The 15,929-nt window shown below is 67.0% G+C and carries 11 protein-coding genes; 6 read left to right on the top strand and 5 right to left on the bottom strand.

Annotated features, from left to right (window positions below; genetic code table 11):
* Nucleotides 1-138: 138 nt before the first annotated feature.
* A complete protein-coding gene (locus PEP31012_RS14050) occupies nucleotides 139-1,575 on the bottom strand; it encodes an FAD-binding oxidoreductase (protein WP_150589958.1) in 1,437 nt (478 codons plus the stop codon).
* Between the two features lie 275 nt (nucleotides 1,576-1,850).
* On the opposite strand from PEP31012_RS14050, the gene PEP31012_RS14045 reads away from it, so the two are divergent.
* The 4 genes from PEP31012_RS14045 (at nucleotide 1,851) to PEP31012_RS14030 (ending at nucleotide 7,252) form a co-directional block, all read left to right on the top strand.
* Entirely contained in the window at nucleotides 1,851-3,290 is a 1,440-nt protein-coding gene (locus tag PEP31012_RS14045; protein ID WP_150589957.1) for an aldehyde dehydrogenase family protein, read from the top strand.
* Between the two features lie 106 nt (nucleotides 3,291-3,396).
* Nucleotides 3,397-4,155 carry an SDR family oxidoreductase gene (locus PEP31012_RS14040; RefSeq protein WP_150589956.1) on the top strand — a complete coding sequence of 253 codons (759 nt, stop codon included), beginning with the start codon at nucleotides 3,397-3,399 and terminating at the stop codon, nucleotides 4,153-4,155.
* A gap of 94 nt (nucleotides 4,156-4,249) precedes the next feature.
* On the top strand, nucleotides 4,250-5,566 hold the full coding sequence (locus PEP31012_RS14035) for an MFS transporter (protein WP_246171298.1): 1,317 nt from the start codon (nucleotides 4,250-4,252) through the stop codon (nucleotides 5,564-5,566).
* A gap of 174 nt (nucleotides 5,567-5,740) precedes the next feature.
* Complete coding sequence (locus PEP31012_RS14030; protein ID WP_174978243.1) at nucleotides 5,741-7,252, top strand: MDR family MFS transporter; 1,512 nt, start codon at nucleotides 5,741-5,743, stop codon at nucleotides 7,250-7,252.
* Nucleotides 7,253-7,363: 111 nt separating this feature from the next.
* On the opposite strand, the gene PEP31012_RS14025 is transcribed toward PEP31012_RS14030, so the two are convergent.
* The 4 genes from PEP31012_RS14025 to hemC are packed head-to-tail and all read right to left on the bottom strand — an operon-like array spanning nucleotide 7,364 to nucleotide 11,702.
* Entirely contained in the window at nucleotides 7,364-8,536 is a 1,173-nt protein-coding gene (locus PEP31012_RS14025) for a heme biosynthesis HemY N-terminal domain-containing protein (protein WP_150589954.1), read from the bottom strand.
* Between the two features lie 10 nt (nucleotides 8,537-8,546).
* Nucleotides 8,547-9,713: a uroporphyrinogen-III C-methyltransferase gene (locus PEP31012_RS24015; protein WP_246171297.1), complete on the bottom strand. Its 1,167-nt coding sequence runs from the start codon at nucleotides 9,711-9,713 to the stop codon at nucleotides 8,547-8,549.
* Entirely contained in the window at nucleotides 9,700-10,737 is a 1,038-nt protein-coding gene (locus PEP31012_RS24010) for a uroporphyrinogen-III synthase (protein WP_246171296.1), read from the bottom strand. The genes PEP31012_RS24015 and PEP31012_RS24010 overlap by 14 nt, the downstream gene beginning before the upstream one ends.
* Entirely contained in the window at nucleotides 10,734-11,702 is a 969-nt protein-coding gene (gene hemC, locus PEP31012_RS14015) for a hydroxymethylbilane synthase (RefSeq protein ID WP_150589953.1), read from the bottom strand. Before hemC ends, PEP31012_RS24010 begins: the two co-directional genes overlap by 4 nt.
* A gap of 79 nt (nucleotides 11,703-11,781) precedes the next feature.
* On the opposite strand from hemC, the gene ppc reads away from it, so the two are divergent.
* Together ppc and aroQ are read left to right on the top strand one after the other, a co-directional pair.
* Complete coding sequence (gene ppc, locus PEP31012_RS14010) at nucleotides 11,782-14,757, top strand: phosphoenolpyruvate carboxylase (protein WP_246171295.1); 2,976 nt, start codon at nucleotides 11,782-11,784, stop codon at nucleotides 14,755-14,757.
* Between the two features lie 185 nt (nucleotides 14,758-14,942).
* Nucleotides 14,943-15,791 carry a gamma subclass chorismate mutase AroQ gene (aroQ, locus tag PEP31012_RS14005; protein WP_150589952.1) on the top strand — a complete coding sequence of 283 codons (849 nt, stop codon included), beginning with the start codon at nucleotides 14,943-14,945 and terminating at the stop codon, nucleotides 15,789-15,791.
* Nucleotides 15,792-15,929: the final 138 nt, after the last annotated feature.

Genomic DNA, 15,929 nt, shown 5'->3' with positions numbered 1-15,929 from the left:
CGAGCGGGCTTGCGAAGGGCTTGCGTTTCATCATGGTCTCCGGTCTTGACGGGGAGGGTTGGCGCGGCGACGGTGTGCGGCTTCGGCACCCCCACCGCGCGCGGCTATGGCAAAACAAACAGCAATACGTGAAATCACTCAGGGAACGAGACGCCCCGGATTGAACAACTGATGAGGATCGAGGGCCGCCTTCACGGTGCGCATGAGGGCAAGTTCGGACGGCGCCTTATAGCGCTGCATGAGCGGCAAGCCGGTCTGCCCGACGCCATGCTCGGCGCTGAACGTACCGGAGAGCCGTGCGGCCACATCGTTCACGCAGGCGCGCATGGTGTCGCCCATCGACGCACTGTCGGGCAGCGCCGCCCACGCGGCAAACGAGAACATCGGAATGAAGTGCACGTTGCCGTCGCCCATGTGGCCGACGATGGCGATGTCGAGTCCCGGCACGACGGCGTGCACGGCGCGCGTGGCGGCGTCGATGAATTCGGACACGCTCGAGACCGGCACCGCGCAGTCGGTCGTGAGCCCGACGGCGGCCTTCTTGTTGGCTTCGCTCACGCTGTGGCGCACTTCCCACAGATCGGCGCGCTGCGTGTCGTTCGCCGCAATGACGGCGTCTTCGACCAGCCCTTGTTCGATGGCCTCGCCCAGCGTTTGCGTCAGCACGGCTTCGAGCCCTTCGGCGTCGCGCGTGTCGCTCAGCTCGACGAGTACATGCCAGGCATGCGCCCCCGCGAGCGGATTGCGACGATTCGGCACATTGGCCAGCACCAGATCGAACTGCAGACGATTCATGATCTCGAAGGCCGACAGGCGCGAGCCGCAGGCGTTCTGGAACATGCCGAGAATCTGCTGCGCGGCGGCCGGATCGCGCGGCGCAAACCACGCGAGCGCATGCTGCGTGGGCAGCGGATGCAACTTGAGCGCGGCGGCGGTGATGATGCCCAGCGTGCCCTCCGCGCCGATAAACAGATGTTTGAGATCGATCCCGGTGTTGTCCTTGCGAAGCGCGCGCAGGCCGTCCCAGATCGTGCCGTCGGCCAGCACGACTTCCAGCCCCAGCACGTTCTCGCGCGTGTTGCCATAGCGCAGCACGCTCGTGCCGCCCGCATTGGTCGAGAGCGTGCCACCGATCTGACACGACCCTTCCGCGCCGAGACTTACCGGATACAGGCGTCCGACGCCGGCCGCCGTCTCCTGCACGGTTTTCAGGATGCATCCGGCCTCGACGATCATCGACCCGTTGGCCGCATCGACCTGCCGGATGCGACGCATGCGCGCCAGGTTCAGGATCACGGGCGCCGGGCCGTCGGTCGGCGGCACCGCCCCGCCACACAGGCTCGTGTTGCCGCCCTGCGGCAGAATCGACACGCCCGCGGCGGCGCACAGCTTGACGACATCGCTCACCTGCGCGGTGGTCGAGGGCAACACGACACACAGCGCCTCGCCCCGGTATCGTCCGCGCCAGTCTTCCGTGTAACCGGCGGTATCGGTCGCGTCGCTGAGCACGGCCTGGACGCCCAGCGCGGCTTGCAACCGGGAAATCAGTGTTTCGCGCGTCACTGCGTCGTTCATTGCCTGCGGACTCCTGAAGACTTCATTTCGACGTTGTCGCCACGGTGCGGGGCGCGGCACGGCATGGCATGGCACGCGGCAAGCGGTGGGGCTACGCCAGACGCACGTCTGGCGATTCATTACGATCAAGGATAGGCGAGAAAAAATTGCAATAAAATCTCTTTAATTGCATTGCGCTCATTTTAGGTGTTTATGCGGAGGTGACGCATGGGACGGTCAACGCCCTCGCGAGTTAAGTGATAATGAGGGCCACCCCCACACGAGGTGACGTCGCCATGCCCGAAGCTACACACTTCATCGGCAACCAATGGGTCGCTCCCGCAAAGAGCCCCACGATTCCCGTCGTGGATCCGTCCGACGGCCAGGTCTTCACCCAGATCGCCCGCGGCGACGCCGAGGACATCGACCGTGCCGTGAAGGCGGCGCGCACAGCCTTCGATGGCGACTGGGGACGCGCCAGCGCCGCCGAGCGCGGCCGCGTACTCTACGCAATGGCGAACGTGCTCGCCAAACATCACGAGGCGCTCGCGCAGCTCGAAGCGCGCGACACCGGCAAGCCGCTCAAGCAGGCACGTGCCGATGCCGCCGCCATCGTGCGCTATTTCGAGTTCTACGCCGGGGCCGCGGACAAGCTGCACGGCGAGACGATCCCCTACCAGCCCGGCTTCACCGTGTTCACCGTGCGCGAGCCGCACGGCGTGACGGGTCACATCATTCCGTGGAATTACCCGCTGCAGGTCTTCGGACGCAGCGTGGCCGCAGCCCTCGCGACCGGCAACGCGTGCGTCGTCAAGCCGGCCGAAGACGCCTGCCTGTCGCTGCTGCGCGTGGCCGAGCTGTCGATCGAAGCGGGGCTGCCGCCGGGCGCGCTCAATATCGTGACCGGCTACGGTGCCGAGGCCGGCGCGTCACTCGCGCGGCATCCGGGCATCGATCACATCTCATTTACCGGCTCGCCCGCGACCGGCACGCTGATCTCGCAGATGGCCGCGGAAAACCACACCCCGGTCACGCTCGAACTCGGCGGCAAATCGCCGCAGATCGTTTTCGCCGACGCCGACATGGACGCCGTGCTGCCCGTCGTGGTCAACGCCATCGTGCAGAACGCCGGACAAACCTGCTCCGCCGGCAGCCGTCTTCTCGTCGAGCGCGACGCCTACGAGACCCTGCTTGCGCGTCTGGCGGAGGCGTTCGCGCACCTGCGCGTGGGGCCGTCGCAAGACGATCTCGATCTGGGTCCGCTGATCAATGCGCGCCAGCAGCAACGCGTGTGGGACTTCCTGTCCGAAGCACAACACGACGGCATTGCGGTGATGTCGCAGGGCGAGGTCATCGCCAGTGCGCCGGAGACCGGCTTCTATCAGGCGCCCACGCTGCTGCGCGACGTGCCCGCCACCCATCGCCTCGCCCGCGAGGAAGTGTTCGGCCCGGTGCTCGCCGCCATGCCGTTTGCCGACGAGGCCGACGCGGCGCGCCTGGCCAACGGCACGCCCTACGGCCTGGCCGCCGGGGTGTGGACGCGCGACGGCGCCCGTCAGATGCGCCTGGCACGCGACATTCGCGCGGGACAGGTCTTCATCAACAACTACGGTGCGGGCGGCGGCGTGGAGCTGCCGTTCGGCGGGCGCAAGCACTCCGGCCACGGGCGAGAAAAGGGCTTCGAAGCCCTCTACGGATTCACGACCCTCAAGACCGTTGCCATCCGGCATGGTTGATCGGCAGCCCCCGTAGCACGCACCCTGAAGTCATTCGCGGCGAAGCATCGAGCGCACGCCCTGTGTCCGACGCTTCGCCATCCCCAGGCCATTCAGGAGACAAGGCATGCGTTTGCAAGAGAAAGTGGCGATCGTCACGGGCGCCGGTTCCGGCTTCGGTGAGGGCATCGCCAAAACGTTCGCGCACGAAGGCGCCGCCGTCATCGTCAACGATCTGAACCGCGAGGCGGGCGAGCGCGTGGCCGAGGACATCGTCAAGGCCGGCGGGCGCGCGGCGTTCGTGTACGGCGACGTGTCCCGCGAGGACGATCACGTCACCCTGCTCCACGAGGCCGTCACGCGCTTCGGCCATCTCGACATCGTGGTCAACAACGCGGGTACCACGCATCGCAACAAGCCGCTGCTCGAAGTCACCGAAGCCGAGTTCGATCGCGTCTACGCCGTGAACGTCAAGAGCATTTTCTGGAGCGCACGCGCGGTCATCCCCTACTTCCTGCAACGCGGCGCCGGCGTGATGATCAACATCGCATCGACGGCCGGCGTGCGACCGCGCCCGGGCCTCGTTTGGTACAACGGCAGCAAAGGGGCCGTGATTACCGCGAGCAAGGCCATGGCCGCCGAGTTCGGCCCGAAGAACATCCGCGTGAACTGCGTCAACCCGGTCATCGGCGATACGGGACTGACGGCGGAGTTCATGGGCGTGCCCAACACCCCCGAGAACCGCGCCAAATTCCTGGCCGGGATTCCGCTCGGTCGCTTCTCCACGCCACAAGACATTGCCAACGCCTGCCTCTATCTTGCCAGCGACGACGCCGCGTTCATCACCGGCGTGTGCCTGGAGGTCGACGGCGGACGCTGCATCTGATCGACCCATCGTTTTTGCAGTCGGTAGTCCCTGTAGTTGTCGCACTCACACCATAACGACAGACAACACCCCGTCAATCCGGAGGAGCTTCCGTATGAACAGCGTTCCCACGCCCCCCTCGCCCATGACCGATGCGTCATCGTCGGACTTTGAAGCGGCCACCTACCGCAAGGTCGGCTGGCGGCTGATTCCGTTTCTGCTGCTGTGCTACGTGGTCGCGTATCTCGACCGCGTCAACGTCGGCTTCGCCAAGTTGCAGATGGTCGGCGACCTGCACTTCTCCGAGACCGTGTTCGGTCTCGGCGCGGGCATCTTCTTCCTTGGCTACTTCCTCTTTGAGGTGCCGAGCAACGTCATCCTGCACCGCGTGGGCGCACGCGTGTGGATCGCACGCATCATGATCTCGTGGGGCATCATTTCGGGCGCGACGATGTACGTCACCTCGCCGGCGATGTTCTACGTCATGCGCTTCCTGCTCGGCGTGGCCGAGGCGGGCTTCTTCCCCGGCATCATCCTGTACATCACGTACTGGTATCCGGCCTCGCGACGCGGGCGCATGACCGCGTGGTTCATGACCGCGGTAGCATTGTCCGGCCTGATCGGCGGGCCGCTCTCCGGCTGGATTCTCAAGGACATGAGCGGCGTGAACGGCCTCACCGGCTGGCAATGGATGTTCCTGATCGAAGCAATCCCGTCGGTGGTGATCGGGCTGGTCGTGCTGTTCGTGCTGGACGACCGCATTCGCGACGCCAAATGGCTCAACGATGCCGAGAAGTCGATGCTCGAACGCAACATCGCCAGCGATGTGCTCAGCAAGGAAGACCTGCCGCTGCGTCAGGTGTTCTCCAGCCCGCGTGTGTGGATGATGAGCCTGATCTACTTCTCGTTCGTGATCGGCCTGTACGGCGTCGGCTTCTGGCTGCCAACGATCATCAAGAGCACGGGCGTGACCGATCCGCTGCAGATCGGTCTGCTCACGGCGATTCCGTATTTCTTCTCGGTGATCGCGATGGTCGTGGTCGGGCGTCGCTCCGACCTGCGCGGCGAGCGGCGCTGGCACATTGCGATTCCCGCCTTCGTCGGCGCGATCGGCCTGTTCCTGTCGACGACCTGGAGCCACAACACCCAGCTCGCCATGGTCGCCCTGACGCTGGCCACGATGGGCATCATGACCGTGCTGCCGCTGTTCTGGAGCCTGCCTACAGCGTTTCTGGGCGGCACCGCCGCGGCGGCCGGCATTGCCATGATCAACTCGTTGGGCAATCTGGCCGGTTTCGTGGGCCCGTACCTGATCGGGTTCCTCAAGGACACCACGCACAGCACCAACAGCGGCATGTTTCTGCTCACGATCTTCATGGTGCTGGGCGGATTGCTCACGCTGGCCGTGCCCGCACGGCTCGTCAACAAGTGACCCGATGATGGCGAGGCGGATCGGCTGACGAAACCGTATCTCGGCGACCGAGATCGCCGTGCCACGGGGCCGCTGACCGGGCCGCCACCTTGAGCATTCGTTGGGAGTATTATGTTTCGCATGCATGAGGCCGTCCTTGCCGGGACGGCCTGTTTTTTGCCCCCAAAGATCCGCATGCCCGCCAACGACTCACAGACGACGCCGGCCGGCGTCTCGCTTACCCCCGCCGAGGTCAAGTCGATCCTCTCCGGCCTGCTGCTCATCATGTTTCTCGGCTCGCTCGACCAGACCATCGTCGCGCCCGCCCTGCCGACCATCGCCCGGGATCTCGGCAGCTTCGACGCTGTCTCGTGGGTCGTCACCGCCTACCTGCTCTCGTCCACGGCCATCACGCCCATCGTCGGCAAGCTCTCCGATCTGTTCGGGCGTCGCGTCGTCATCGCCGTGAGCGTCGCCGTCTTTCTCGTCGGGTCGGTGCTCTGTGCCCTGGCGCCGAACATGCTCGCGCTGATCGTGGCGCGTGGCGTGCAGGGGCTGGGCGGCGGGGGCCTCATCGCGCTGTCCAATACGGTGATCGCAGATATCGTCTCGCCGCGCGAGCGCGGTCGCTACCAGGGGTATATCTCCGGCATGTTCGCGGTGTCCGGGGTGGCCGGTCCGATCACTGGCGGGGTGTTCGCCCAGTACTTGAACTGGACGCTGATCTTCTGGATCAATCTTCCGCTCGGTCTGCTCGCCATCTACCTGAGCGACCGCGCGCTGCGCCGCCTGCCGCGTCGCGACGGCACGCCGAGCATCGACTATCTCGGATCGGCGCTGCTTATCGCCGCGACCGTCTGCCTGTTGCTGGCACTCACCTGGGGCGGACATCGCTACGCCTGGCTGTCCTTGCCCATCGTTGGCCTGCTCGCCGCCAGCGTGATCGTCGGGGCGATCTTCCTGCGCCATCAGCGTGCCGTGCGCGAGCCGTTGCTGCCGCTGGCGTTGCTTGCCAACCCGGTGTTCCGGATGACGTCGACGATGGCCGTGCTGGTAATGATGGTCAACATCAGCATCGGCATCTACGTGCCGCTGTATCTTCAGTTGCAGCGTGGTGAATCGGCAAGCCGGTCGGGGCTGATGCTGATCCTGCCGCTGTTGGGCATCGTGGTGGGCGCGCTAAGCGCGGGGCACTACATGCGCAAGACGGGGCATTACAAGCGTCCGCCGCAGATCGGTTTGCCGGTGGCGTTGCTCGGATTGGCGACGATTGCGCTCGGCGTGCAATCGCTGCCGCTCGTGGTCGTCGGGCTGTGTCTCGGACTCGTGGGAATTGGCTTCGGCTCGGCCATGCCGGTGATGACCGTGGCGACGCAAAATGCCGTCGCGCCGCGCGACATCGGCATCGCGACGGCGGCACACGCGTTCTTCCGGGCGCTCGGCGGGATGATCGGCGTCGCCATGTTCGGCGCGCTCATCGTCGGGTTGCTGGTCTCGGGAGCCGATGGCGGCGCGTCACGCGAACTGACCGACTTCCTGCGCCCGGGCGGCGCGCCGGCCGGCATGGAAGATCATCTGCGACTCGCCTTCGGCGCCTTCTTTGCCGGTAGCGCCCTCATCGCCGCGCTGGCCATCGTCGCGCTCGGTCGTCTGCCCGAACTGCCGTTGCGCCAGAGCTCGGGCAACGAGGCAACGGCCATCGAATGACAACGCGGGCATGGCGGCTCGCTCGTCGGCCCATCGCCCAGAGGAAATTCAAGCGCCCACAATGACGAACGGCACCCGCGGAGCGCGGGTGCCATGCTTGCCGCAAGCCACTTATGCAGTCGCGCAGGCCCGATAGTGGCGATTGGCCAGTTCCATCTGCTCGAGCCCCTCGAAGAGTTGCGCAAGCGCCAGATGCACGCGTTGCTGCAGATGCCGGTCGTCCGTATGACGCAGCGCGCCTTCGAGGAAGGTCTGCGCCTTGCCCCACAACCGCTGGTGCTGGCACAGCTTGCCCAGCGCAAAGAGCAGATCGGGGTCGTTCGGGTGACGCTGCTGCCACGCCTCGGCCTTCTGGATGAGCGGCAGGGCGTCGCCGCCGGCGCACTCGGCATAGCGGCGCAGCAACCGCGGATCCCAGTGCTCGGCCAGCGCGGCCTCGACGATATCGCGCGCCTCGCGCAGACGGTCGAGCGAGATCAACAGCTCGGCCGCGACATCGGCCGTGCGCGCCGACGTGCGCGCATCGGCGGGCAATTCGTGCCAGCACTTGAGCAGCGCGTCGGCATCGTGGCGATGATCGCGCAGAATGCCCTCGCTGGCCGTCTGCTTGAGCTTGGCCGCCAGCGCCGGATGCAGCGCTTCGCGCTTTTCCAGCACCTTGAGCAGCGCCAGCACCTCAGGCCAATGCTTCAGGTGTTGATGCGCCCGCAGCGCGACCAACTGCGCCTGCATGCGGCGCGCGCCCTGCGCGCGCATCTCGGTGAGCGCTTCGAGCGCTCCTTCCGCATCGCGGGCGTCGACGCGCAACTCCGCCGTCTGCAACAGACGCGCCTCTTCCAGGTTCGCCCCTTGTGCCTCGGCCAGCCACGTGTCGCGACGCGCAAACTCGCGCATGCGATGCGCCGCGCGTGCGCCGATGATCGCGGCCACGCCGCGATTGTCATCCTGCTCGGCGGCTTCGCGCGCGGCCTTCTCGGCCCGCGTGTAGCGACCGGCGAAGAGGTTCGCCACGGCGTCGCGCAACGCAATGTTCGCGCGACGGCTGCGTTGGCGATTGCGGTAGGCGGCCACGCGTTCCGGCATCTTGTAGATGTTGCGCAGGATACGAATGATGACGTACAGCGCAACGAACAAGGCCAGCAACGCCAGCGCAAACAGGTTCAGCGACACGTCCACACGATAGGGCGGCACCAGCATCACCACCTGCCCGTGATTGAACGTGGCCAGCACGGCAAAGCCGGCCGCCACCGCGAACAGGAGCGTCAACCAGATCAGTCCTCGCATGCCCGGCTCCTTACGGCTTGTCCTTGACGTCCTTGACCTGACCGATGGCGGTCAGGCTGGCGTCAAGGGTCGGCAGTTCGATCGTGCGCGAACCCGCGTCGACCTGGTCGAGCAACGTCTTCACCGCGGCAATGCGGCGCGACTTGGCGTCGAAATATTTGTCGAGTGCGGCCTGCGCCACCACCACGTCGCTATGCACGGCAGACGCGTTGCGCGCAAGCAGCGCCAGACGCGCATTGAGCAGGCGCAGCTTCAGATTCGCCCGCAGGAACGCGCCTTGCTCCGGTGCCACGAGCATGACGTCAGGATCGTCCAGCCGGCGGACCTGCACCAGTTGCTTGAGGCTGCCGAGCATCTCGGCGGACAAACGGTGCCACGTCGCGATCCAGCCCGCTTCGCTCGCCCCGCTCGCGCCGCCTGCGCTACCCGCTGCGCCCACGGCCGACTCGGCACGCTGCTCCTCGGCCTGCAGCGGCAACGTGTCGACCATGGCGATCGCCTGATCGAGCTTGCCGGTCAGTTGCGGCAGATCGGCCGCCGGCACGGCCTTGAGCCGGTCGATGTCCTTCTTCAGCGCATCCCGCACCCCCGCGAGCTGCGGTGCGCCGGAGCGCGCCAAGCGTGCATCCGCGCCTTCCAGCGCAATCAGCGCGCCACGTACGTTGCCGGTGAGCTGCAATTGTTGATTGGCACTCATGACGATCTGCTCCGTCTCGGCGAGCACCCATTCGTCGCGGTTGTGCGCGAGATCCTGATAGAGCTGTTCGAGCGCGGCCTGCTGGCTGCGCGAATCGGACACACGCCCTTCCAGCGCCGTGAGCCGGTTTTGCAGATCGTGCTGGTTGTCGAGTGCCTGCGCGGTTCGCACCTGCGCCTGCATGACCTGCGCATCGCCCGCCTGCTGACGACGCGCCAATTCCTGCTGCACGCGGTCGAGCTTCTGGTTAAGCGACCAGCCGCCGATGCCGGCGCCGGCCGACACGAGCACGAAGAGTAGCCAGGGCAGCGCAGCCCCCGACCCTCGACGCCGCTGTGGTGGCTCGGGCGGTTGCCAGGCCGGCGGACTGCCCGCCGTGCCGTAGGCGGCGCCGCCAGCCGTGGTGGAATTCGACACCGCCGGGCCGCTCGACGCCGACGGGTTCTGGGAAGACTCGGGAACGCGATTATCTGTCGTCATGCTTGACTTGAATGGGATCCGCCCATGTTTTGAGTGCCGCCAACAAGTTCTCGTCGCCGGGCGCGCATTGCGTAATCCTATCAAACCCCGCTGCCCGCGCGGCATCTGCGATGCGCGCATGCGACGTAAAGCACGGGGCGGCAAGGATTTTTGCCAGCACTTGCGGGGTGCCGGGCGTGTGAATGCCATCGCGCGTGCCGTAGCGCGCAGCGAGCAGCGTGGCCAGATGACGCACGGCCTCGGAGCTGGTCAGCACCCACGCGCAGCGCTCGGGCGAGGCCAGCCGGGCCTCCAGCGCGGCCCATGCGGCGGCGTCCGGTGCGGGGGCGCGGCGCGTGTACGCGCTCACGAGGTCCACCTGCGCGCCACTGGCGCGCAGGGTGTCGGCCAGCAATTCGCGGCCGCCGTCGCCTCGCACGAGCAGCACGCGACGTCCCGCCAGCGAGGTGAGGTCGAGTTGCGCGAGCAGCGCTTCCGAGTCGAACCGCGCCGCCGGACCGCCCGGCGGCACGATCACCCGGTGCCGAGGCGCGGCAATGCCCGCATCGGCCAGCGCCTGCGCACTGCCCGGGCCGACCACGGCCACCGTCAACGCCTCGGGCCATAAATCGCCAGCGCGATCACCGGTATGTCCACCGGCACCGGCGGCAGCGTCACGAGCGGCGGCGGCAGCGCGGCCGGAAGTCGTTCGAGGATCGAGCGATTGCAGATGCACCAGTCGCGCCAATCCATGCGTCACGGCATTGGGCGAGACGAATACCGCGAGCGCATAGGACGCCAGCGAGCGCAATGCGCGATCCAGCGCCGTCAACGTGTCGGCGTCGGTCTGTGCGGCAATGTGCAGCAACGGGAACGCGAGCGTGTCGATGCCTTCGGCGTGCAACGCGCCGGCAAGCCCATGCGCTTGCCCGTCAGGGCGCGTCAGGATGGCGCACGGCGACACCGCCCCGGCGGCAAGACGACCGCCAGCGTGCGCCGGTGCGACACCGGCGGCGGGCGGCCAGTCCGGCGCGCGCGGGCTCAAACGGAGGGGTCCTTGGGCTCGGGCGGCGGCACCAGCGCCAAGCCCCCTGCATCGATCAGATCCTGCGCCACGCGCTGCCCCAATGCCTCGGCGCCGGCCACATCGCCTTGGGCGACACCGGCCGCGCCCTGCGCGCGGAGCACGGTGGCGCCGTCCGTCGACGCGATGAAAGCGCGCAGCGTCAGCTCACCCTGCGGTGTGAATTCGGCAAACGCGCCCAGCGGTACCTGGCACGAGCCGCCCAGTGCGCGCGATACGGCGCGCTCGGCGCTGACGGCCAGCGTGGTGCGAGCATCGTGCAATCCGGCGAGCCATTGCAGGATTTCGGGACGTCCGGCGCGCACTTCGATGCCCAGCGCACCCTGTCCGGCGGCCGGCAGACTCACCTCCGGCACGAGCGTGGCACGAATGCGAGCGCCCAGCCCCAGACGTTTGAGACCGGCCGCCGCGAGAATGATCGCGGCGAAATCGCCTCGGTCGAGCTTGCCAAGACGCGTATCGAGATTGCCCCGCAGCGGCGCCACTTTCAGATGCGGATACCGGGCGCGAAGACTCACTTCACGGCGCAGGCTCGACGTGCCGACCACCGCCCCGGCGGGCAGCGCATCGAGACTGGCGTAGTCGTTGCTCACGAAGGCGTCGCACGGATCTTCGCGCTCGAGCACGGCGGCCAGCGTGAAACCGTCCGGCAGTTGCATCGGCACATCCTTGAGCGAATGGACCGCGAGATCGGCGCGTCCGTCGGCCAGAGCAAGTTCGAGTTCCTTGACGAAAAGCCCCTTGCCGCCGACCTTTGCGAGCGAGCGATCGAGAATTTGGTCACCGCGAGTGGTCATTCCGAGAATACTCACGCGACACTGCGGATATAATTTGTGCAGCGCGTCACGCACGTGTTCGGCTTGCCACATGGCGAGCCGGCTCTCGCGCGACGCGATCACCAGGGTTTCAGGAGCAGCGAAGTTCATTCAGCAACCGCGTGAAGACCAAAAGAAAAAATGGTAACACGCTTGACCGGCCCGAACGGCGGGTCGTGAGAGGAGCGACATGAAGAGCAGCGCAAAGGTAAAAGCCCCGCAAGAGGGCCTCGCCAAGTCGGTCGGCAAGACTTCCCCCGCAAAGGCAGCAACCGCGGTCCCATCCACTTCCGGCCCGGCGTCGGATGGGCCGGCCAAGGCCAAGGCCCGCCGCTCGCGTGAAGACAAGGACGCCCCGCTGCGCGAGGACATCCGCTTCCTTGGCCGCCTGTTGGGCGACGTGCTGCGCGAGCAGCAAGGCAGCGATGCCTTTGATCTGGTCGAGACGATCCGCCAGAATGCCGTGCGCTTTCACCGCGAAGGCGACCGCAGCGCCGCAAAGGCGCTCAACAGCCTGCTCAACGGCCTGACCAACGAGCAAGCCATCCAGGTCGTGCGCGCGTTCAGCTACTTCTCGCACCTGGCCAATATCGCCGAGGACCGCCACCACAACCGGCGCCGCCGCGTGCACGCGCTCGCGGGCAGTCGCGCCCAGCCGGGCAGCCTGCGCGCGGCGCTGCAAAGCCTGAAAGACGCCGGCCTCGCCGATCCCGCCACGCTCCAGGCGTTCTTCGCAAGCGCGCTCATCGTGCCGGTGCTCACCGCCCACCCGACCGAAGTCCAGCGCAAGAGCATTCTCGACGCCGAGCGCGAAATCGCCCGTCTGCTCGCCCATCGCGACGACGCCCTCACCGAGCGTGAGGCGTCGCGTAACACCGAATCGATGCGCGCCTACGTCACCACGCTCTGGCAGACGCGCATGCTGCGCAGCTCGCGCCTGACGGTGGCCGACGAAATCGAGAACGCGCTGTCGTATTACCGCAGTACGTTCCTCTCCGAGATTCCCGCGCTTTACGACGACGTGAGCGCCGAGCTGCACGACGCCGTGCCCGCCGTGCGCGCCGAAGGCCTCGGCCGCTTCCTGCAGATGGGCAGTTGGATCGGCGGCGATCGCGACGGCAACCCGAACGTCACGGCGCAGACGCTGCAGCTGGCGATCACGCGCCAGGCTACCGAGATCTTCGCGCACTACCTCGAAGAGGTGCACTTGCTGGGCGCGGAGTTGTCCGTCTCGCAACTGCTCGCCGGCTCCAGCGACGCGCTGCTCACCCTCGCGCGCCGCTCGCCCGACGATTCGCCGCACCGCACCGACGAGCCCTATCGACGTGCCCTCATCGGCGTGTACGCGCGTCTGGCCGCCACGGCGCGCGAGTGGGTCGGCCACGTGCCGCATCGCGGTGCGGTCGGCCAGGCCAACCCGTATCTCGATGCGAGCGAGTTCATCTCCGATCTGAATACGGTCGTGGCCTCGCTCATGGCGCATCATGGCGGCGCTCTGGTCGCGCAGCGCCTCGGACCGCTTGTGCGCGCCGCAGAAGTGTTCGGCTTCCATCTGGCCAGCATCGACCTGCGCCAGAGTTCGGACATTCACGAAGCCGTCATCGCCGAGCTGTTCGCCAAAGCGGGCATCGAAGCGAACTACGCGAAGCTCGACGAAGACCAGAAGCTCGCTCTGCTGCTGCGCGAACTGCGCGAGCCGCGCCCGCTGTTCTCGCCCTATCTCGACTACTCGCAGCGCACGCGCGACGAGTTGGCGGTGTTTGCCGCGGCGCGCGACATCCGCGCCCGCTTCGGGCCGCGCGCGGTGCGCAACTACATCATTTCGCATACGGAAACCGTGAGCGATCTGGTGGAAGTGATGCTGCTGCAAAAGGAGACGGGGCTCTTCCAGGGCGCGCTTGGCGGCCCCGGCACGAAGGGCCTCGAGCCCAAGGTCGGCGCGATGGTCATCCCGCTGTTCGAGACGATTGCCGACTTGCGCAACGCGCCGGTCATCATGCGCGCGTTCTTCGATATCCCAGGCATGTCCGAGGTAGTAACGGCGCAAGGCGGCGAGCAGGAAGTCATGCTCGGCTACTCCGACAGCAACAAGGATGGCGGCTTCCTCACGTCGAACTGGGAGCTGTACAAGGCCGAACTCGCGCTGGTGCATCTGTTCGAGGAGAAAGGCATTCGCCTGCGCCTGTTCCACGGCCGCGGCGGTACCGTGGGGCGTGGCGGCGGCCCGACCTACCGGGCCATCCTGTCGCAGCCGCCGGGCACGGTGAACGGGCAGATTCGCCTGACCGAGCAAGGCGAGATCATCGCGAGCAAGTTCGCCAACCCGGAGATCGGGCGGCGCAACCTGGAGACCATCGTGGCGGCCACGCTCGAAGCCACGCTGCTGCCGAGCCGCAACCAGCCGCCGCGTCTGGCCGCCTACGAGCAGGTCATGCAGATGCTCTCGGACACGGCGTTCGCCGCGTATCGCGATCTCGTCTACGAGACGCCGGGCTTCACCGACTACTTCTTCTCGGCCACCCCGATCTCGGAAATTGCAGAGCTGAACATCGGCTCGCGCCCCGCCTCGCGCAAGTTCTCGGATCCGAAGCACCGTCGCATCGAAGATCTGCGCGCGATTCCATGGGGCTTCTCGTGGGGGCAATGCCGTCTGCTGATCACGGGCTGGTACGGCTTCGGCAGCGCCGTGCAGGCGTTCCTCGACGGCGGGGCAGGCAATACCGGGAAGGCAGCGAAGGCCGACGTGGAGGGCCGGGAAAAGCGTCTCGATACGTTGCGTCAGATGGTCAAGCGCTGGCCGTTCTTCGCGACGCTGCTGTCGAACATGGACATGGTGCTCGCCAAGACCGATCTGGCCGTGGCATCGCGCTATGCCGAACTGGTGCCGGATGAGAAGCTGCGCAAGCGCGTGTTCAATCGCATCGTCGCCGAATGGCAGAGCACGTCGCAGGCGCTCGCGCTCATCACGGGTCACGAGGAACGGCTGGCGGACAACCCGCTGCTCGCCCGCTCGATCAAGAACCGCTTCCCGTACCTCGATCCGCTCAACCACTTGCAGGTCGAGTTGTTGCGGCGGCATCGTGCAGGGGAATCGGACGAGCGCGCCCGACGTGGCATCCACCTGTCCATCAACGGTATTGCCGCCGGTCTGCGCAACACGGGCTGACGCTCGCAACGCCTGACCCCGCGCCGGCTCCGCAGTGCGCGGGGTCGGCGCGCAGTGCCGGCTGGGCCAGCAACGTCGCGGTGGCCGAGCGGTGCTTCGCTTGAGAATCTCCCCAACGACAGAGGACCGATAGAACGGTATATTTCGGGGGTTCGATTCGATGGCTGCCGGGGGGCCTATCCATCATGCAATTCCATTCCAACGCACTGTCCACGCGCGTCACGCGTGCGCGACGGCTCGCCACGCGCCTCGCAGCCACGGCGCTGGGCCTGATCTGCGCAGGCGCGCAAGCGGGCCCCGCTGCAGGGATGTCGGCGTACGACGCGAACACCGCGCTTTCCTCATCCTCTTCGACCTCGTCCTCTTCGACCTTGTCCTCTTCGCCCCTGCCTGTTACGCATGCGCTCGCCGCCGCGCCGCACGGGGTGCGCGGCCTGGCTGTGCGCCTCGTCTCGCAAACGCTGGCGACGTCGCCCGCAGACGCCCCCAAGTCGCCCGCACCGCCGCCGATCGTGGATCCGGTGCTCGACCCATTGATGCGGGGCATTTTGGAGCGGTTGGCGATCAGCGAAGCGGTTGCGCGGACCAAATACGCATCGGGCAAGCCGGTGCAGGACACGCCGCGCGAACAGGCGTTGCTGGACAGCATGGGGGATCGGGCAGCGCAATACGGCCTGACGCCCGCGCAGGCGCGCACGTTCTTCCGTCTGCAGATCGAGGCAGGCAAGCTGGTGCAGACGGCCTTGCTGGCCCGCTGGAAGCGCGAAGGCAGCGCGCCCGGAGAGCCGGTCGATCTGGCCACGCGTTTGCGCCCGGCGCTCGATCGGCTTGGCGCCTCGCTGATGCACGATCTCGGACGCCTGTGCGCGTTGCCCGACGATCCGTCGCGCATGGCGCGCATTCATCAGGCGCGTGAGCGCATCGCCAAGGCGGCGAAGCTCGAAGCCCTGCAGCGCGCGGCGTTCGACGAGGCGACCTCGGGCCTATGCCTGTCCGCGCCGCCCCGCATCTGGACGCTGTCGATGGTGCACTGACCGACACGCCCTGCCCCGGCCGTGCTCGACGCCATACTGACCGACACACGCTGGCCCGGCCGCTCTCGATGCTGTGCTGACCGAGGCCCCTGCCCTGAGCGGTGTCGATGCTGCGCTGGCTCAGGCGCCTTGGCTCAG

This window comes from Pandoraea eparura (assembly GCF_902459725.1).
GTDB lineage: Bacteria > Pseudomonadota > Gammaproteobacteria > Burkholderiales > Burkholderiaceae > Pandoraea > Pandoraea eparura.
This window is presented reverse-complemented; position numbering and strand designations above follow the sequence as displayed.

Coding starts and splice junctions, on each gene's coding strand:
- PEP31012_RS14050 (WP_150589958.1), bottom strand. CDS start 1,575: ATGAACGACGCAGTGACGCGCGAAACACTGATTTCCCGGTTGCAAGCC.
- PEP31012_RS14045 (WP_150589957.1), top strand. CDS start 1,851: ATGCCCGAAGCTACACACTTCATCGGCAACCAATGGGTCGCTCCCGCA.
- PEP31012_RS14040 (WP_150589956.1), top strand. CDS start 3,397: ATGCGTTTGCAAGAGAAAGTGGCGATCGTCACGGGCGCCGGTTCCGGC.
- PEP31012_RS14035 (WP_246171298.1), top strand. CDS start 4,250: ATGAACAGCGTTCCCACGCCCCCCTCGCCCATGACCGATGCGTCATCG.
- PEP31012_RS14030 (WP_174978243.1), top strand. CDS start 5,741: ATGCCCGCCAACGACTCACAGACGACGCCGGCCGGCGTCTCGCTTACC.
- PEP31012_RS14025 (WP_150589954.1), bottom strand. CDS start 8,536: ATGCGAGGACTGATCTGGTTGACGCTCCTGTTCGCGGTGGCGGCCGGC.
- PEP31012_RS24015 (WP_246171297.1), bottom strand. CDS start 9,713: ATGACGACAGATAATCGCGTTCCCGAGTCTTCCCAGAACCCGTCGGCG.
- hemC (WP_150589953.1), bottom strand. CDS start 11,702: ATGAACTTCGCTGCTCCTGAAACCCTGGTGATCGCGTCGCGCGAGAGC.
- ppc (WP_246171295.1), top strand. CDS start 11,782: ATGAAGAGCAGCGCAAAGGTAAAAGCCCCGCAAGAGGGCCTCGCCAAG.
- aroQ (WP_150589952.1), top strand. CDS start 14,943: ATGCAATTCCATTCCAACGCACTGTCCACGCGCGTCACGCGTGCGCGA.